Below are 18,286 nucleotides of genomic sequence, written 5' to 3' on the forward strand. Positions count from 1 at the left end.
GACTATGTCGGAAGGGGTTTTCTCGCTGAGACACCATAAAGCCCGGATACAGTTTCGGGCACCTTACGGGGTGGAAGAAAAAATGCTATATTGCCAATCGCCACTTGGAATTGATCCGCGGATCATAATATATCCGAACGATCCTTTTCATGCCGGCAGATATAATAAGGCACTCAAATATGAAGGTGGAGTCAGAGGTGTAGATCCCATCTTCTGTTGTATGGGCGCCTTTTTTTTCAGCCTCGCGGTAACCCTTTATCGTATATGTTTCATATTGTCCGTCTTCATTCATAAAGCGAAGTCTGAGTGGAATGATGCGGCCATTTGCCTTGTGCTGACATATAACATCAACTTCATCAATAATTTTTTTCATAGCAATTCCTCATGAACTGCCTCAACAGACTCTGTGCCGGAAGGAGTTTTCTCGCTGAGACAGCATAATAGCGAATATATGTTCCGAACAGGTGTTCATTAATAATACTCCCAAGCATTCGTTCTTGCAATAGGAAATATTCTTAATTTTTTTAAGTTTGTTTTGAGTGTTTTGCTATAATTGTAGATGTATAGATTTTTGCGGGCGATTTCCGTTTTTGCCCGCAAGAAGTCATAGATAATGAAGTGGGGAGCGGATAAATATGAGCAGAAAAACAGTAATTGTTGTTAATGCAGTGATCCTGGCGCTGGAAGTGATCGCGCTGATTCATGATATTTACGCATTTGGAACGGGGCTGTTTGTCTGGTATACGGTAGACAGCAATGTTCTTCAGCTTGTTGTTTCGGCGCTTGTTTTATATTTTGTCCTTAATGGGAAGCAGATACCGGAAGGCGTTACCAAGATGCATTTTGTAAGCGCAGTGGGACTGACGGTGACTTTCCTGATTGCGGCGTTTGTCCTTGCGCCGGAGGGCGGTATAAAATACTATTTTTTATCTGATGTGGCACCGATAAATCATTTTATCGGACCGTTATTGTCAGTAATATCACTTGTTTTTTTGGAAAAAACAAATAAGCTTCCGATTAGAACGGTCATTTTGCCGGCGCTCGTAACCCTGATATATGGCATAATCTGCCTGATCCTTAACGGACTGGGTGTAATAGACGGGCCATATTTCTTTTTGAAGATCAATGAAGTTGCAGCAGGTGTGATCATAATGTGGTTTGCAATCATTGCAGTGCTTTGTGTTGGCTTTTCCTTGCTTTATTATATTGCTAAATGGAGAAAGAGAGGCTAGACAATGAGAAAAGCGCGTACAGAAAAAGAAAATGCCATAAGGGAGAAGATGATCGCGGAGCTGTATTCCAACGAATATAACAAATTTATTGGATTTGAGGTGTTAGAGCTTAGTCCCACCTACAGTAAGTCAAGGATTAAATGTGATACGAGGCTCCATAACACATACGGAAGCATACACGGAGGAGCGCTGCTTTCTTTTGTTGATGCTATGGCCGGTGCTACGGGAAGCATGAGCGGATACTATGTAACAACGGTTTCTGCAAACCTGAATTTCCTGCTACCCGCCGTTAATACTGAGTATATTTACTGCGAATGTATGAAACTGAAAACAGGAAAACACATCCTGGTGTTTGATATAAGAGTAACGGATGATGAAGGAAACCTTCTGGATAGCGGAGAATTTTCATTTTTTGCCAGCAAAGTTCCGGTTCTTGGGGATAACTTGAAATTCTGAGAAAATAGCGGGATGTATTATAAACTACCTTCATCGACTCTGCGCCGGAAGGAGTTTTCTTGTTGATAAAGCATAAAAGTCATTGATTTTTTTCCATGAAATGTTGTAGAATACGAAACGCACGCCTGATTCCGGGCGAAAAAAGTATTTTACATCATAATAGCCAAAATGGTTATGGGGAGGATCAGTGACTAAAGACGAATTTTTAAAAATACTTATTGAAGAAGGATTTACATGTGAAAAAAGCGGAGCATATCCGTCAGTTGTGTGTGACGCCAAAGACGTGAAACAGACAGCCAAGAAGGTTAAGGCCATTGCAAAGAAGAGCGAATATACGGAATCTTTTGCAATAAGATGTTTCCGTGAGGAGATGGACCTCATCTCAAAAAACAGCACAGCTTCCAATGAACTGGGCGAAACCGCATAAATAAGAGAAGACTAAAATAATAAAGGCAATTCACAAGCAGACAAATGCTACTGTAAAATAATATTTTTTGTGGGGAAGGTTATGGATAAAGTAGAAAAATGGGGAGTTTTTGAATGGTCAGGAAAGGGCTATGGGGATGGAAACCCTTTTGTTGACTACGACATTGAAGCGACTTTTAAAAGTGAGAACGAAGAAAAAACCGTGAAGGGTTTTTACGACGGCGAGGGCATATACAGAGTGCGCTTCATGCCTTCGTATGAAGGAAAATACGAATTTTTTGTAAGAGGAAGTTTTTCCGAAGAAAAATATGAGGGAAGTTTCGAGGTGACTGCGCCTTCAGGTAATAACAGAGGGCCTGTCAGAGTATGCGACAAATATCACTTTTGCTATGCTGACAAAACGCCCTATTATAGCATTGGAACGACATGCTATGTGTGGGAGCTTCGAAGCGATGAGCTCATAGAAAAAACATTTCATTCTCTTGAAAATGCAGGCTTTAATAAGATAAGATTCTGCATTTTTCCTAAGCATTACGACTATAACCTTGGGGAGCCTAGGTCTTATCCGTATGTCGGAACACCTATGGACAGCAGTAAGCTTACCAAGGACAATTTCTGGGATTATACAGATAAAACCGAGGGTAATGACTGGGATTTCTTCAGATTCAATCCTGAACACTTTTCACATATTGAAAAATGTGTAGAGAAGCTTGCGAAAATGGGGATAGAAGCGGATATTATTGTATTCCATCCGTATGATAGATGGGGATTTTCGCGGATGTCACGAAAACAGGATGATCTTTACATCAGATATTTGATCAGCAGATTGGCGGCATACAGAAATATATGGTGGTCTATGGCCAATGAATATGATATTTTTCCACATAAAAACATTGAAGACTGGGATCACATCGGGAACCTGTTCAAAGAAGAGGATCCCTATGATCATTTGAGGTCGATACATAACTGCATTGACTTTTTTGATCATAAGAAATCCTGGATCACTCATTGCAGTATTCAGAGGCAGGATCTGTACAGAACTGCGGAATATACGGATGAGTGGAGAGAGGAATTTCAGAAGCCGGTGGTTCTCGATGAGATAGCATACGAGGGCAATATCCAGCATGGATGGGGCAACATTACGGGAGAAGAGATGGTAAGGCGCTTCTGTGAGGGAATATTCAGGGGCGGCTATCCGGGACATGGTGAGACTTTTCTTAATGAAAACGATATTCTGTGGTGGTCCCATGGAGGAGAACTGCATGGAGAGAGCTGGAAAAGAGTTAAGTTTTTGCTTGGCATAATGAAGGAAACACCGGGAACAGGGCTTAAGCGCGATAAAAGCGATAGAAGGTGTTGGGACTGCTTAAAGGCTGTTCCGGAAGATGATGCTCTGTATGAAAAGACAGGATATCAGATTTACTACTACAGCTTTATGTGCCCTTCATTTAGGGAATTTTTCATGGAAGATGATGCCTATTATAAAGCGGAAATTATAGACACATGGAATATGACCATAGAAGATGCGGGTATTCACAGCGGCAGATTCAAGATAGAACTTCCCGGCAGACAGTTCATGGCTATCCGGCTTCAGAAAATTCATGGCCCTATGGTCCTAGGGGACGGGGTTAGTGGTCCATTTTAGAATTCTTACAAATAGAATTCTTACAAAAATGTAAGTTTACTTAGAGGAAATGTAAGCCAAATAAAAGGCAGTACATTTCCTTTTTTGTTACCCTTTTTTTGACGGAAATAAGTGAGTCGCAGATAAACAAACGACATTCTGAGCGATATGTTGAAAAGGAGTATGAAATGAAAGTGTTAAAGAAAATAGGGAAAGTATTATTGATAATTATAATTGCGATCAGCATCTTACTGGGAGTAGGGTTGAATTATAAGACAGTCCTTGCAATGCATAAAAATAAAACAATGGTTGAAAACGCCAAAGCTGTTTCCGGGCTAGACATACCGGATAACGTAGAGATTGTAGGTCTTGGAGAGGCAACCCATGGAAGCGTGGAATTTCAGGAATCCAAGCTTGAGGTTCTCAAAATGCTTGTGGAAAATGAGGGATATAGTGCGTTTTGCCTTGAAGCAGACTTCGGAGATTGCCTTAGAGCCAATGAATTTGTTCAGGGCGGAGAAGGTGATGCCAGAGAAATTGCTAATAATTTAAGTTTTAATATATATCACACCCAGCAGATGGCAGATCTTCTTGATTGGATGAGAGAGTATAACGCTTCTGTTTCAGAAGATAAGAAGATAAGATTTTACGGCTTTGACATGCAGAATCCGGAAAAATGCGTAGAGTACCTATATGACTACATGAAGAAAAACAACATTACTGTTAAAGAGACTTCAGAAATTGACTACTATATTGATGAGAACAGAACTGAGTCCATGACAGAAGATCATGTTAAAAAGGTTAAAGAAGAGCTTGAAGATATCAAAAAAGAAATAAATGTTTCAGATGGAAATGATCAGAATCTAGATGCTCTTTTCGCTACAAAAGCTGCTGATAATATTGCTACAAGTGCAGATTATGTTCTGATTGATTTTCAGGCGGATTATCAGAAGAAGTTTGCTGCAAGAGACACTGCTATGGCTGATAACGTTTCATGGATTCTCGATCTTGAAAAGAAAATCGGATCAGGCAAGATAATGCTTGCAGCTCATGATGGACACATTTCCAAAAAGCCACATAGTATGTTGCAACCTGTAACAATGGGAGGCTTGTTAAAAGAAAAATATGGAGATGCGTACTACAGCCTTGGTACAGACTTTTTCAAAGGAAAAACAAATGCAAGTGTATCCAGTGTTATTTCGAGTGAGTATCAGAGAAAAGACTTTTACTTTACAACTGCTGATCCTATAGCTTATCAGGCAAAATATATGGATGATAAGAGATTTTATCTGGATTTTGAGACCGTAAGTTCCGAGGATAACAAGGCCATCTATGATCTGATTCATTCAGAGGTATCTATGGGGACGCTGGGAGAAGGGCTATCCGGAATATATTACTTTATGCATTCTGCATACAGAATAGAAATGAAGCCTGCGGATCTTTATGACGGAATGATTTATTACTACAATGTTTCTGCCATTTCACCGCAGTATTAAGTGTACGAAAAATGGACCACAAACCCCGTCCCCCAGGACCATTTTGCTCGACAATAAATCATTTTCGAATTAGAATCGTAGATGACTAGATGAGGAAAGGCGGTATGTATGAGAAAAGTATTTATTGTTGAGGATGATGAAATAATTGCAGGTCAGGTTGTAAAGCACCTTGAAACCTGGCAAATGAAGCCGTTCCCGGCACATGATTTTCAAAATATAACTGAAGAATTTGAGAAAATTCAGCCGGATATAGTTCTTATGGATTTAAAACTTCCTGCTTATAACGGATTCTATTGGTGCGGCGAGATAAGGAAAATATCTCAGGTTCCAATCGTATTTTTATCATCTGCTGATGACAACATGAATATAGTAATGGCGATGAATATGGGCGCTGATGATTTTATAGCCAAGCCCTTCGACTTGCAGGTTCTGACGGCCAAGATACAGGCAATCCTTCGAAGAAGCTATGGCGAGAGCATTGCAGTTCATGAGCTTGAGGTAAAAAATGTAAGACTAAAACTCGATGATACTTCGGCAAGTGTAGGTGAAAACAGGCTGGAGCTGACCAAGAATGAATATCTGATCCTTAAAACCCTGATGGAACAGCAGGGTAAAGTGGTTTCCAGAGAAACCATAATGGAGAGACTCTGGGGAGCGGACGAGTTCGTGGATGATAATACACTAACTGTCAACATTACCAGAATCCGCAAAAAGCTCGATGCGGCAGGAGCTGAGGATTTCATAACAACCAAGAGAGGAATGGGATACATTGTTGGGGAAGAATAAATTTGGGGAAAAGAGTAAAGCTCTCATATTTACCAATGCATTACTGGCAGCGGTGCTCATAATTGCAGGTGTTTTATACAACATAGAAAGCGAATTTCTTTTTTATGAAATCAGCTTTCTTATTTTGCTTACAATGATATCTTCAGTGTTAAGTTATAGGAAAGATAAGGAAGATATTTCTGATACAGATGAGAAAGAAACAGAGGATATAAGGGATATCAGATGGGAGCAGATACGGGAAAAAGAGGACTTTTTTGCTTTGTGGGCCCATCAGATAAAGACTCCTATCGCTGCTCTTAAGCTTCTTTTCCAGGACGAAGAGCTTTCTATCGGAGACTGTAAAAGAGAGCTTTTTAAAATAGAAAACTATGTCAGCATGGCCCTCAATTATCTTAGATTTGAGGACATGTCAGGAGATATGGTCCTCGAAAAATGTCAGCTCGAGCCGCTTATCAAACAGGTGGTTAAAAAGTTTTCGACAATCTTTATTTATCAGCATCTTACGGTCACACTTGAAGACCTTGACAGAGAGATATTAACAGACGAGAAGTGGTTTTCTTTTGTGCTGGAGCAGGTTTTATCCAATGCGCTCAAATACACTAAAGAAGGTGGAATTAAGATTTTTGCAAGAGATATTTCTGGTGTGCATGAGACAGCAATGGATTCTGATAATATAGATAATTCAGATTTATATAAAGAAATCATTTCTTCAAATGGAATCGAAATTGTAATAAGAGATACAGGTGTTGGTATTAAGAGCGAAGACCTTCCCAGAGTATTTGAAAAGGGTTATACCGGCTACAATGGAAGAATTGATAAAAAAGCCAGCGGCCTTGGACTATATATGTGCAAGGGAGTATGCGATAAGCTTGGGCACAAGATTCGCATTGAATCTGAGGAAGGACGCGGGACTGACGTGATCATATCAGTTACAAAAGAAAAAATCTCTGCAATTGATGTAAGGAAAGATTGATGAACATATAGATTCCGGTTTTTCCTCAGAAAAAATTGAAAAATCTATATTTATTTGACATTTGTTGGACATCATAATTTACAATACTGATTCAGACAATAAAAAACAAAAGATAGGGGAATGAAATGAAAAAAGTTTTGATAATTAATTCTAAGGGAACAGTTCTTGCAATTGCGACAGCAGTAATTGCTATGTCCATCAGCGGATGCGGCAATCTGGCAAATTCAAGCAGCGAAAGCAGTGATCTTTTCACAAGCCAAAATGAAGAGGCTTCAGACAATACTGCCACTGAGGAATCAGCAGTTGAAATTGAAAGCACTGCCAGCGAAGCAGCATCTACTACAGAAAACACAGAGAATGCAGATAATGCAAATGCAGAGGCTTCTGACAACACTTTATCCGCTGCATCAGACAACATTTATTCGCAGTATAGATCAATTGTAGAGCAGGCAAGTTCTACTGAGTGGGACAGCTTTCAGCTGATAGACCTCGATGCTGACGGTACACCTGAGCTTTTTGCAACCTGCACAGATGAAAGCAGACCTGATCCCGGAATGCAGCCTTACATGATAGTGGGCCATAATGCTAACGGCATTGTAAAAAATGATGAATTTGCCGATGGAGTAGCTTCAGCAGGAGGTTATAGAGGGACACTGTATTATATTCCGGGCACCGGAAAACTCCTTGACTCCGCTGTAAATGCACCACTTGGCGTTCCGTCCGATACGATCTACGAAATGAAAGACGGCAAGATTGATTACACAGTGTATGGTGGCTTTGAAGTTACAGAATATCCTGAAGATGACAACTATAACGACTGGGATCCGATGGAGCACGGCGAATGGAGATGGATGGACGAAACTGTAACAGAAGAAGAGTATAAATCCAAATTCGCCGAAGCAACGGATAATACGCATGGAGTTGCAATGTCTGAAATCGACTATATGGACAAAGATTCTATGTTAAAAGAGCTTGAAAAGCATATGAATTAAGAACAGTACCAATCCTTACAAAAATGTAAGATAATTCAAAGGAAATGTAAGCCTGATAAAAGGCAATGCATTTCCTTTTTTGATACCCTTATATTGTCGAGAGACGAGATAAAAGGAAAACAAAAAAAATTGGGACAAAAAAATGGACCACAAACCCCGTCCCCCAGGTCCAAAATAGTGGAGGAAAAATAATGTCAGTTTTAGAAGTAAATCATGTGAAAAAAGTATATAAAACAAGAATGGGTACTGAGTCAGTTACAGCCCTTAAGGATGTTCATTTCAGTGTTGAAAAAGGTGAGTTTGTTGCAATCATGGGTGAGTCCGGAAGCGGAAAGACCACTCTTTTAAATATCCTTGCAAGTCTTGATGTTCCGACAGCAGGGAAGGTTCTGGTAAATGGAAAAGATTTCTCATCGCTTAAGGATGGAGAGAGAGCTATCATGAGAAGAAATAATCTTGGATTTATCTTCCAGGATTTCAATCTTCTTGATAATTTCACAATAGAGGATAACATCAAGCTTCCGCTTGTTCTTGCAGGAGAGGATTATAAGACAATGGATGAAAAGGTAGCGCCACTTGTTAAAACACTTGGCATCGAAGCTCTTCTTCATAAATATCCATACGAAGTTTCAGGTGGACAGAAGCAGAGAACAGCGGTAGCAAGAGCACTTATCACAAAGCCTCAGATCCTTCTTGCAGATGAGCCTACAGGAGCGCTTGATTCCAAGGCTGCGACAAACCTCATGCATCAGCTAAGAGATATCCATAAGAGCGGCCAGACAATCCTCATGGTTACTCACAGTAATGTGGCAGCAAGCTACGCAGACAGAGTAATGTTCATAAGAGATGGTGAAGTGTTCCATCAGATCTACAGAGGAGAGATGTCAAGAAGCGAGATGCTCGATAAAATCTGCGATGCAGTGACAGTTCTTATGAGGGGAGGAGATGACAATGAACAGTAATCTTCTCGGAAGACTTGCCTTTAACGGCCTTAGGAACAATAAAAAAGCAGTAATTCCTTATATACTTGTAAGCGCCATAACTATAATGGTTTTCCATATTTTGATGTCACTTGTTTACAGCAGATTTCTTATAAATAATGGAACACCGGTGTTTTACGGAGCCGACTACATTGTTTTGTTTTTGCACATTGGAAGCATAGCGGTAGCAATTTTCGCGATGATATTCCTTTTGTATGGCAACAGGTTCGTGCAAAAGTCCGGGAAAAAGGAAATAGGATTATATGGTGTTTTAGGCCTTAGCAGAAAAAATGTCAGCAGGATTCTTCTGATACAAAGTAGTGTTCAGGCACTATCCTCAATGGCGCTTGGTATATTGGCCAGTATTTTTGTGAATAAGCTTGTAGTTCTTTTCCTGTATAAGCTGGTGCATCAGCCTGTTGTAAAGGGAATGGAGTTTTCTTTAAAGGCAACAATAATTACAGTCATATTTTTTGGACTTATATTTATCAGCCTCTTTGTTTTTAACCTCTTAGAAGTCCGCCTTGGTAACCCCATTGACCTTTTAAAGAGTGAGAATCTGGGAGAAAAAGAACCAAAGACAAAATGGGTTCTCCTTGTGATCGGTGCGGTAACTCTTCTTGCAGGTTATTATATAGCGGTTAGTATTGAAAGCACATTTTCTGCTGTCAGTTCACTTTTTACAGCAATTGTTCTTGTAACCATAGGAACTTATGCATTGTTTATTTCGGGAACTATCTTTGTCCTTAAGATGCTCAAGAAAAATAAAAAATATTATTACCAAACAAGACACTTTATCAGCCTTTCAAATCTTATTTTCAGAATGAAGCACAATGCTGCGGGACTTGCATCTATCTGTATATTATCAACAGGAGTAATTCTTTTGATGGTGTGTTCCAGTGCACTTGTAATGCTGGGTGAGCAGAATATAAACAGTATGTTTAGACGTGACATAGTGACCTGGTGTCAAAATGATGGAAGCCTTTCAATCGAAAGCATAAATAAGATTATTGATGAAACTCTATTGGAAGGAAATGTTGAAGGAACTGAAAAAATAGTCAGGCTCTACCATGAGGATTTGTGCTGTGGGGATGAGAAGGGTCTTACACCATTGATCAAAATGACTGCAGATTATTCTCAGATGCGTGTCATGTACCTAATCACAGCCGACCAGTATAATGAATACACAGAGGAAAATATAAGCCTTGGTGAAGATGAGATATTCCGTTATAGTTCTGCGGATAAAGTAAAAGAAGGAAGCTTCTCAATATTTGGTGAGAATTATCAGATCAAAGAGGAAATCGGAAACGAATGTCTTGTAGAGACCTTTGATCCATCCATGGGACTTTTTGGCAAAGAGATTATTGTTGTTTCTGATGAAAATGCGATTGACTCTCTGATGGATGCTAAGAACCGGTGCCTGAACGGAGAAACTACTCTATTTGATGGATATGATAATTGTTATTTTGGTTTTAATGTTCCAAAAGATGTCGATCAGAGCAAGGTGGATATTGTCAGAAGTGAACTATCATCAAAGATCGGAAATACCAAGATCAGGTATAAGGCTGAGGAAAAGAAAGTGTTTTACAGCATCTATGGCGGAACATTCTTCGTTGGAGTATTCCTTGCAGCTCTTTTCCTTATTGCTACTGTGATGATTATTTTCTACAAGCAGATGTCCGAAGGTATAGAGGATAAGAAGAGATTTGAAATACTTTCAAACGCGGGTTTATCCGACAAGGAAGCGAAAGGAGTCATCAGAAATCAGGTAATGATAATGTTCTTCCTGCCTGCGGTATGTGCAATTATTCACATAATTTTTGCAAGCAGGATATTAAGACTTTTCCTTGCAATGATCCTATACGTTGACACATTTACTTTCAATATGGCGATTGCAGTAGTAAGTCTGATTTTCCTTGGTACTTATGCACTAGTTTACCGAATCACATCAATGCAGTATTATGGAATAGTGTATGCAGATAAATAAAGAATATCTATTAAGGAGGTGCAGGATGAGCAAAGTAATATTACTTAATGGCAGTGCGCATCAGCATGGATGTACTGCCGCGGCACTGGATGAAATGATCAAAGTGTTTGAGGAAGAAGGCGTAGAGACAGAACTTATTCAGGTGGGAACGAAAGATATCCGCGGCTGTATTGCCTGCGGCAAATGCAGCGAGATAGGAAAATGCGTGTTTGATGACCTTGTAAATGAGGTTGCACCTAAGTTTGAAGAAGCGGATGGACTTGTTGTGGGAAGCCCTGTTTACTATGCTTCTCCAAACGGAACAATTCTTTCTTTCATGGACAGGCTATTCTACAGCACCTCTTTTTCCAAGCATATGAAGGTGGGTGCAGCGGTGGTAAGCTGCAGGAGAGGCGGCAATACCGCAAGTTATGACGTGCTGAACAAATACTTCACCATAAGTGGCATGCCTGTAGCATCTTCAACATACTGGAATCAGGTTCATGGCTTTTCGGCAGAGGATGTCAAGAAAGATCTGGAAGGTCTGCAGACAATGAGAAATCTGGCCAGGAATATGAGTTTTATGATAAAAGCTTTTGCCGATGCAAAGGAAAAGTATGGATATCCTAAGGTTGAAAAGGATAGCTTTACAAGCTTCCCGGATGGAAAGTAATTTATTTAAAATGTAATTTGTAAATCAAGAAAAGCTGTACCGCTTTTGAGTTTCATCAGTGGTACAGCTTTTTAATATTATGATATATCAGCGAGAAAACTCTTTACGACGCAGAGCCGGCGTGGGTAGTTCATTTAAAAAATACCTGTAGGGCATGGTATAAATGCAGCTGCCATGCTTTGATATCATGTACACCACCGGGGATGATGTAAAAATCATAATTTTTTCCGGGAACAAGAAGGTCAGTTTTTTCCACGGCCTTTTCCATAATATCTTTGTGCTCTTCAAAAGCGATGTCTTTATCGCCATTTCCGCAGAACATGAATCCCAGCTCGTAGCCTTTCTCTTTTCCTTCCTTAAGAGTAGTGCAAATACGTTCAACCTCTTTATTATGATCACCAAAAGGACCGCAGCAGCCGGAAAAAGGGCCATACCATGCAAACAGATCAAAGTTGTTGTAAAATGCCGCTCTGTAGGTAGTCATTGAACCTAGTGATAGTCCGGCAAAAGCACGGTGCTTTCGGGTTTTTATCAGATTCTCTTCCGAAACGTTGCCTTCTGCATAGCAGGCATATTTACTCTCTATTGCAGGAAGCAGGTCCTTCCTGATCTCGTGCATGAAGTTCTCACATCTGGATTCGTCATGAGTGTGCTGATCTTCCTCATTGTGATAGAAGGTCGGAGTTACGATGATGCAGGGATCGCAGATCTTTTTCTCCATCATATTGTCAAGGATCGTCACCGTTTCCGGAAAATCCTTAAACCAGTAAGTATGATTGCATCCGCCACCGTGGAGAAGATACAGAACATTATATTTTTTATTTTCATCATATCCATAAGGAAGATAAACATAGGCTTTCTTATGAAGTTTTTCTGAAGACTCATCATATGTCTGAGATTCATACTCAAACAATTCAACACGTCCTTTTTTATCAGTTTCTTTCAGCATTTCTGCAGGCATTTCATAGATGTAATTCATATTGCGTCCTCCGTTAGTTATCTAGTGTATTGCCTCATTCGTAATTGCTGTAAGCAAGGCATAGTATGATTATACAAGAGGTGAAGACAGTTTACTTTTTACATATTTTGATTAATTCCTCAAAAAATGCTAATTTTTGTTCAAGTGAGTTACTGGAGACACTCTCCGATGACTCAATAATGTTAATTTGCTATAATGATCAGGTAACGACACTAATTTCATTATCTATTCGAGGGGGATAACAAATATGTCTGACGGATCAAGATATGTACCATATGAAGAGCGTACCGGAGCTGAATCTATCGTTTATTTTACAAGGGACTTGTCTCCCGCAGGAATTCAAAATGTATATAAAAAAGTTAATAATGGCATTACAGGCAAAGTTGCGATAAAGCTTCACACAGGAGAACCGGGTGGTCCCAATATAGTGCCTCCGTCCTGGGTCAAGGAACTGATGGAGATGGAAGAAAGTCTTAAAAATGCCACAATAGTTGAGACTAACACCTTCTATGACGGAGACAGATATACTACAGAATCCCATAGAAAAACTTTGGCGATCAATGGTTGGAATTTTGCACCTGTAGATATCATGGATGAAGAAGGAACGATCACCCTTCCGGTTAAAAACGGAAAATGGTTTAAGGAGATGAGCCATGGTTCCCATATGCTTAATTATGATTCCATGTTTGTGCTAACTCATTTTAAGGGCCATACTATGGGCGGCTTTGGAGGAAGCAATAAAAATATCGGCATAGGATGTGCAGATGGCCGCATTGGAAAGGCATGGATACATGCTAAGAATGGTAATGACTGGGGCGTAGTAGAAGAGGAGCTCATGGAAAAGATCACTGAATCTACCAAGGCTACTATTGATCATTTCGGCAAAAACATTACCTATGTCAATGTGATGAGGAACATGAGCGTATCCTGCGACTGTGAAGGCGTAGCTGCTGAGCCTGTTGTTACTCCCAATGTGGGAATACTTGCGTCAACTGATATTCTGGCTGTGGATCAGGCCTGCATTGACCTTGTATACGCAATGACTGAAAAAGAGCACAGAGCACTTGTTGAGAGAATAGAAACAAGGCATGGACACAGGCAGTTGTCCTATATGAAAGAACTGGGAATGGGAAATGACCGTTATAAGCTCATAGATGTTGACAACAATGACATGGAGATAGACAGAAAAGAAGCTGTTAAAGACCTTAAGCCTTTTGTAAAAATGCAGCCCAAATAATATCTTAAATCCATGGAGAGCTCTTTTAAGGCAGATGCAAAGTCTGTATTTGAAGGTGAACTGTGTGTTGTAATGAACCCCGGATGGTACCGGGCAACTTAAGTTAGTGGACCATGTTAAAAAATGGTCCACTAACCCCGTCCCGTTACAAAAATGATTTAAAGAAATTGCATTCTTCGTCATTGCATCTTGCAGCTTCTGCAAGCCTCATATTGCAATGAAATACGTGTCCCAAAGGCTCGCCGCCTTTTACTGAATAATATCTAAAGACCGTCTGAACATTACATTCAAGCAGTTTGGAAACAAGTGGCAGTTGCTGATCCTTGAGAAAATCTCCGTCAGCTGTCATAACAAATGCAGGCGGGAATTCTCCTGTTACGAAATTAGCAATGGAAATAAGCTCGAGTTCTTCTTTTGTTCCGCCATTAGGAAGAAAGTCATGCATAAGACTAATTTCCTGTGAACCTTCTTCCGGCTCAACCTTGGCAACGCCGCAGTTAAGGGCAACAGCCTTAAATGCAAATCCTTTTGGAACAGTAAAGTTGTAGTTTGAAGCATAATCGCTGTTTGTGCTAAGGCATGAATATAGTCCCAAAAGGTGCGAACCTGCTGAGTCTCCAACACCAAAGATATGCTCCGTATCAAAGCCATATTTGTCTGCATTTTCCATAACAAATTCCGCTACAAGATTAGTATCTTCTACAGGAGCCGGGAACTTGAATTCCGGAGCAAGTCTGTAGGTGAAGTTGACTACAGCGAATCCTCTCTGCGCAAGGCTCATGGTGTAATACTGATAACGCTCCTTGTCGCCATATACCCAGCCACCGCCATGAACACTGATTATTACGGGAAGCTTACCCTCGGCATCCTTTGGTCTATAAACATCCAATACCTGCCAATCAGCATCGCTTCCGTAAACTATATCATCGAAACGCTTGATATCATCGGGAGTTGTAAGCCCTGCATCACGGATATCGTCTCCCTCTTTAAATGATTTTCTTATCTGATCTGATAGTTCTGACATGATTTCCCTCCAACATCTTGATTTTTTGCTATCTTTATCTATTTTAAAAGACATTTCACCAAAATTACAATACGATTCCCGTTTTCTTAGGAAAAACAGTAATCTGAACAAACTACGTACCGGGGTGGCAAAAAATGGTATACTAGAAAGTAGGAAAAAACTTGAGAGGGGAATAAGATGAAAAAGAATGAGAATTTCTTTTATATTGGTGTGATTGCAATCTCTATTTTGGCAATCATAATTCTTGGCATCGGTTATTTGAAAGATAAAACAGGAAGTTCATCCGCTAATTCCTCAGATATACAGATAGAAGCGATAAAACCCAAGGAAGACAAAGAGAAAGTCACTGTTACCTTTGATACACAAACCCTGCAGGACGGTTTACAGGGAATGGGATTTTTGGTAACTCAGGAGTATTATTTCACGCAGATTGGGCATTATAAAAAGGAAAAACAGATTGTTGGACCATTGTCCTCTACAGCTGAATTTTCTTATAGTTACGATGGATCGGTGACGGCAGGTATCAATTTTGAAAAAATATCAATTAGCTGTGACATGGATAAAAAAGTAATAATGGTTACCATGCCCCAGTCTGAGATACAGGGTGTTATCGTTGATAGAAATTCTTTTAAGAAGTATTCAGAAAAAGATTATCTATGGAACGCCATCAATATTGACGACTACAACATGTCATTGGTCGAATATGAGGAGAGTGCAAAGAAGAAGGCACTCGATAACAGAATACTTGAAAAGTCGGATGAGCAGGCAAAGCTTCTCGTGCAAAAATTTTTGTATAATTTTCCGCAGATAGCCGGATATGACATTACTTTCGAAGAGGGAGAAGAGTCATGAATTTAAAGAAAATAACCCTGGTAGTTGTTCTTGTTCTTTTGGCAGTAATATCGTTTACAAAGCTTGCGCCATGGGCTGCAAACCCGCAGAATCATGTGCATGCTATAGAACAGACGGACGAAAAGATAAATACAGTCATGACACTATCCGGTGGCGCAGCAGCAACTTCCGCGACGCTGTCACTTCTTCCCGGAGATATGTGCACACCTCTTTCAGAGCAGCTTGCTGAGCTTGCCAAATATTTTCTTATAATACTTAGCGCATTGTATCTGGAAAAGTTCATGATCGGAATAGCCGGATATATTACTTTTTCCATTTTCATTCCGCTGGCGCTCCTTATCTTTTGCGGAGTGATCATATTTGGGAAAAATAATTGGATAAATGTTGCCATTAAGATAGCGTTGACAGGATTCGTGATATTTGCGATAGTTCCTGCAAGTGTTAAGCTTACAGATATGGTATATCAGACGCAGGCAGAAAGGGTCAATGCCGCTGTAGAAGAATATAACAATCTCGATATTGAGGAAAATGAAGGCGGCGGAATACTGGGCGAGCTAGCTTCTATATCAAACAGTACAATTGAAAAAGTAACCACTTTCATAAGTGATCTTATGGAATCGCTTGCCGTGATGATAGTTACAGCATGTATAATTCCGATCCTCGTACTTGTAGTTTTAATATGGATCGTTAAAACACTGTTTACGTCAAATGTCTTTACGCTTGATAAGGATACCCTGGATGCTTTGAGACATATATGATGGTCCTAGGGGACGGGGTTAGTGGACCATTTTCTAAAAATGGTCCACTAACTCCGTCCCCTAAGCAAGCTTACTTTTAAGCTCTATCTACTAATAGACGGAGGGTAAATCATGGACAGATTTTATACTAATCCCAACGAACCTGATTTTCTTGAAAAATCACTTACATTTATAAGAGATTTTTTGGAAAAAAAGAAGCTTTCCAGATCATATATTTTAAAGACGGAGCTTTTGGCAGAGGAGACGATAGTGCTTTTGGTAAAGCATGCTTCTGAAGGTGCCCGATTACATATCCATGCTTCGGCTTTTCTGGGCGATATCAGTCTGGAGCTTAGTATGAAAGGAGAGGCATTTGAGCTTACCTCTGAGAAGGACATCGGACTATATGATGTTGAAGAGGATCATGTTGAAGATGCCATCAGGAATATCTTTTTACATTCCTACGGAGAAAGTTATAAATACAGCCATGATAATAATTCCAATAAATTCCGCATTCTTGTGGAGAAATCCGGGAAGCAGTCGTTATATACGATACTTCTGGCCATTTTGCTGGGCGTACTATGCGGAATACTCATAAGGAATTTTGCGCCTACTTCTGTTGGACATGGAATATCTCGCTACTTATTGGACCCGGTAAAAACCATGTTTATGAATGCACTTAACATTGTCATAGGCCCGGTTATATTCTTTTCGCTTATTACCTGCATTTCTCAATTTAAAAATATAGCAGAGTTGGGAAAAGTGGCCGCTAAGATAATGACTTTTTATCTTGTGACCACAGTTATTGCAGTTACCATTGGATTTGCAGTTACGAGTCTGGCAAAACCTGGCAATGAGGGATTTGCATTAAGTTCAGATGTTACTTATGAGAATGCGAGTGATTTTGACTATGGTGATGAAAACATTTCTCTTATTGATACTGTGGTAAACATTGTTCCCAACAACTTGATCAGCCCACTTATGAAAAATGATACATTACAGATCATGTTTCTTGCGATCCTTATTGGAATAGTTATGGGGATGATAGGAGAGTATGCCGTTACACTCCGTGGAATCTTTGAAGCCTGTAACACGCTGTTTTTGACGCTAACGACACTTATAACCAAGCTGATACCGCTTGCTGTATTTGCCTCAGTTTCGCTACTTTTAATCAATTCGGGTATGGGAATTTTCAGACATGTGCTGGCAGAGGGAATTACTCTCATAGCTACCATGTTTCTTATGATGTCTATATACGGTTTATTACTTCTTGTGATAGGCAGAATTAATCCTGTTAGATTTTTTAATAATTTGAAGGAGAGCATGGTTACCGGCTTTACTCTTTGCTCAAGTTCTGCTGCAATACCCACTAATCTGGAAACCTCTACGAAAAAACTGGGGATCACTCCTTCACTAGGTAACTTCACAATTCCCCTTGGTGCAACCTTAAATATGGATGGATGCTGTATTTTCCTCTCTTCAGGGATACTCTTTTTGATGAGAGCATACGGAGCAAAGATTACAATGTCACAGATCCTGCCACTTATATTGACGATCATTCTGTTATCCCTAAGTTCACCCGGAGTCCCGGGCAACGGAATAGTTTGCCTGAGTATAGTTATTGCGCAGACAGGCCTTCCCATGGAAGCAGTAGGGCTTTTAATGCCTATATATCCGATAATGGATATGTTTATAACAGTCAACAACACAACGGGTGATCTGGCTGGAACACTTCTCGTTGCAAAGTCTGAAGGTAAGGCTGATATGGACGTGTTCTATGGTCGTAAAAAAATATAGCCTGAATGGTCCTAGGGGACGGGGTTAGTGGACCATTTTCTAAAAATGGTCCACTA

The 18,286-nt window shown here is 40.0% G+C and carries 18 protein-coding genes; 15 read left to right on the plus strand and 3 right to left on the minus strand.

Annotated elements, in window-relative coordinates; translation table 11 throughout:
- Window positions 1-85: 85 nt before the first annotated feature.
- On the minus strand, window positions 86-373 hold the full coding sequence (locus T543_RS14130; protein ID WP_035769712.1) for a hypothetical protein: 288 nt from the start codon (window positions 371-373) through the stop codon (window positions 86-88).
- A 262-nt stretch (window positions 374-635) separates the two neighbouring features.
- On the opposite strand from T543_RS14130, the gene T543_RS14135 reads away from it, so the two are divergent.
- From T543_RS14135 to T543_RS14185, 11 genes are all read left to right on the plus strand, one after another.
- The gene (locus T543_RS14135; RefSeq protein ID WP_035769714.1) at window positions 636-1,232 is read left to right on the plus strand and encodes a hypothetical protein; all 597 of its coding nucleotides are present in this window, start codon (window positions 636-638) and stop codon (window positions 1,230-1,232) included.
- A 3-nt stretch (window positions 1,233-1,235) separates the two neighbouring features.
- Window positions 1,236-1,688, plus strand: a complete 453-nt coding sequence (locus T543_RS14140; RefSeq protein WP_035769715.1) for a PaaI family thioesterase — start codon at window positions 1,236-1,238, stop codon at window positions 1,686-1,688.
- Window positions 1,689-1,875: 187 nt separating this feature from the next.
- The gene (locus tag T543_RS14145) at window positions 1,876-2,115 is read left to right on the plus strand and encodes a hypothetical protein (RefSeq protein WP_035769718.1); all 240 of its coding nucleotides are present in this window, start codon (window positions 1,876-1,878) and stop codon (window positions 2,113-2,115) included.
- A gap of 81 nt (window positions 2,116-2,196) precedes the next feature.
- A complete protein-coding gene (locus tag T543_RS14150) occupies window positions 2,197-3,759 on the plus strand; it encodes a DUF5605 domain-containing protein (protein WP_051638805.1) in 1,563 nt (520 codons plus the stop codon).
- A gap of 167 nt (window positions 3,760-3,926) precedes the next feature.
- Window positions 3,927-5,234, plus strand: a complete 1,308-nt coding sequence (locus T543_RS14155; protein WP_035769720.1) for an erythromycin esterase family protein — start codon at window positions 3,927-3,929, stop codon at window positions 5,232-5,234.
- Window positions 5,235-5,342: 108 nt separating this feature from the next.
- Window positions 5,343-6,020: a response regulator transcription factor gene (locus T543_RS14160; protein WP_035769721.1), complete on the plus strand. Its 678-nt coding sequence runs from the start codon at window positions 5,343-5,345 to the stop codon at window positions 6,018-6,020.
- Window positions 6,007-6,993 (plus strand): sensor histidine kinase, encoded by a 987-nt coding sequence (locus T543_RS14165; RefSeq protein WP_242839532.1) that lies wholly within the window; start codon window positions 6,007-6,009, stop codon window positions 6,991-6,993. The genes T543_RS14160 and T543_RS14165 overlap by 14 nt, the downstream gene beginning before the upstream one ends.
- A 125-nt stretch (window positions 6,994-7,118) precedes the next feature.
- A complete protein-coding gene (locus tag T543_RS14170; RefSeq protein ID WP_035769726.1) occupies window positions 7,119-7,985 on the plus strand; it encodes a hypothetical protein in 867 nt (288 codons plus the stop codon).
- 191 nt (window positions 7,986-8,176) lie between these two features.
- Window positions 8,177-8,947 carry an ABC transporter ATP-binding protein gene (locus T543_RS14175; RefSeq protein WP_035769728.1) on the plus strand — a complete coding sequence of 257 codons (771 nt, stop codon included), beginning with the start codon at window positions 8,177-8,179 and terminating at the stop codon, window positions 8,945-8,947.
- Entirely contained in the window at window positions 8,937-10,952 is a 2,016-nt protein-coding gene (locus tag T543_RS14180; RefSeq protein ID WP_035769730.1) for an ABC transporter permease, read from the plus strand. The genes T543_RS14175 and T543_RS14180 overlap by 11 nt, the downstream gene beginning before the upstream one ends.
- A 25-nt stretch (window positions 10,953-10,977) precedes the next feature.
- Window positions 10,978-11,604, plus strand: a complete 627-nt coding sequence (locus T543_RS14185) for a flavodoxin family protein (protein ID WP_035769732.1) — start codon at window positions 10,978-10,980, stop codon at window positions 11,602-11,604.
- Window positions 11,605-11,734: 130 nt separating this feature from the next.
- On the opposite strand, the gene T543_RS14190 is transcribed toward T543_RS14185, so the two are convergent.
- Window positions 11,735-12,583 carry an alpha/beta hydrolase gene (locus T543_RS14190; RefSeq protein WP_035769734.1) on the minus strand — a complete coding sequence of 283 codons (849 nt, stop codon included), beginning with the start codon at window positions 12,581-12,583 and terminating at the stop codon, window positions 11,735-11,737.
- Window positions 12,584-12,830: 247 nt separating this feature from the next.
- On the opposite strand from T543_RS14190, the gene T543_RS14195 reads away from it, so the two are divergent.
- Window positions 12,831-13,820: a DUF362 domain-containing protein gene (locus T543_RS14195; protein ID WP_035769735.1), complete on the plus strand. Its 990-nt coding sequence runs from the start codon at window positions 12,831-12,833 to the stop codon at window positions 13,818-13,820.
- Window positions 13,821-13,965: 145 nt separating this feature from the next.
- Here T543_RS14195 and T543_RS14200 read toward each other — a convergent pair whose 3' ends face one another.
- Window positions 13,966-14,844 carry an alpha/beta hydrolase gene (locus T543_RS14200; RefSeq protein WP_035769737.1) on the minus strand — a complete coding sequence of 293 codons (879 nt, stop codon included), beginning with the start codon at window positions 14,842-14,844 and terminating at the stop codon, window positions 13,966-13,968.
- A gap of 177 nt (window positions 14,845-15,021) precedes the next feature.
- Here T543_RS14200 and T543_RS14205 point away from each other — a divergent pair, with 177 nt between their 5' ends.
- The 3 genes from T543_RS14205 (at window position 15,022) to T543_RS14215 (ending at window position 18,230) form a co-directional block, all read left to right on the plus strand.
- A complete protein-coding gene (locus T543_RS14205) occupies window positions 15,022-15,696 on the plus strand; it encodes a DUF4230 domain-containing protein (RefSeq protein ID WP_035769739.1) in 675 nt (224 codons plus the stop codon).
- The gene (locus T543_RS14210) at window positions 15,693-16,454 is read left to right on the plus strand and encodes a hypothetical protein (protein ID WP_035769741.1); all 762 of its coding nucleotides are present in this window, start codon (window positions 15,693-15,695) and stop codon (window positions 16,452-16,454) included. The genes T543_RS14205 and T543_RS14210 overlap by 4 nt, the downstream gene beginning before the upstream one ends.
- 111 nt (window positions 16,455-16,565) lie before the next feature.
- On the plus strand, window positions 16,566-18,230 hold the full coding sequence (locus T543_RS14215; RefSeq protein WP_035769743.1) for a dicarboxylate/amino acid:cation symporter: 1,665 nt from the start codon (window positions 16,566-16,568) through the stop codon (window positions 18,228-18,230).
- Window positions 18,231-18,286: the final 56 nt, after the last annotated feature.

The sequence above is a fragment of the Butyrivibrio sp. NC2002 genome (assembly GCF_000702265.1).
Taxonomy (GTDB): Bacteria; Bacillota; Clostridia; order Lachnospirales; family Lachnospiraceae; genus Butyrivibrio.

Coding starts and splice junctions, on each gene's coding strand:
- T543_RS14130 (WP_035769712.1), bottom strand. CDS start 373: ATGAAAAAAATTATTGATGAAGTTGATGTTATATGTCAGCACAAGGCA.
- T543_RS14135 (WP_035769714.1), top strand. CDS start 636: ATGAGCAGAAAAACAGTAATTGTTGTTAATGCAGTGATCCTGGCGCTG.
- T543_RS14140 (WP_035769715.1), top strand. CDS start 1,236: ATGAGAAAAGCGCGTACAGAAAAAGAAAATGCCATAAGGGAGAAGATG.
- T543_RS14150 (WP_051638805.1), top strand. CDS start 2,197: ATGGATAAAGTAGAAAAATGGGGAGTTTTTGAATGGTCAGGAAAGGGC.
- T543_RS14155 (WP_035769720.1), top strand. CDS start 3,927: ATGAAAGTGTTAAAGAAAATAGGGAAAGTATTATTGATAATTATAATT.
- T543_RS14160 (WP_035769721.1), top strand. CDS start 5,343: ATGAGAAAAGTATTTATTGTTGAGGATGATGAAATAATTGCAGGTCAG.
- T543_RS14170 (WP_035769726.1), top strand. CDS start 7,119: ATGAAAAAAGTTTTGATAATTAATTCTAAGGGAACAGTTCTTGCAATT.
- T543_RS14175 (WP_035769728.1), top strand. CDS start 8,177: ATGTCAGTTTTAGAAGTAAATCATGTGAAAAAAGTATATAAAACAAGA.
- T543_RS14180 (WP_035769730.1), top strand. CDS start 8,937: ATGAACAGTAATCTTCTCGGAAGACTTGCCTTTAACGGCCTTAGGAAC.
- T543_RS14185 (WP_035769732.1), top strand. CDS start 10,978: ATGAGCAAAGTAATATTACTTAATGGCAGTGCGCATCAGCATGGATGT.
- T543_RS14190 (WP_035769734.1), bottom strand. CDS start 12,583: ATGAATTACATCTATGAAATGCCTGCAGAAATGCTGAAAGAAACTGAT.
- T543_RS14195 (WP_035769735.1), top strand. CDS start 12,831: ATGTCTGACGGATCAAGATATGTACCATATGAAGAGCGTACCGGAGCT.
- T543_RS14200 (WP_035769737.1), bottom strand. CDS start 14,844: ATGTCAGAACTATCAGATCAGATAAGAAAATCATTTAAAGAGGGAGAC.
- T543_RS14205 (WP_035769739.1), top strand. CDS start 15,022: ATGAAAAAGAATGAGAATTTCTTTTATATTGGTGTGATTGCAATCTCT.
- T543_RS14210 (WP_035769741.1), top strand. CDS start 15,693: ATGAATTTAAAGAAAATAACCCTGGTAGTTGTTCTTGTTCTTTTGGCA.
- T543_RS14215 (WP_035769743.1), top strand. CDS start 16,566: ATGGACAGATTTTATACTAATCCCAACGAACCTGATTTTCTTGAAAAA.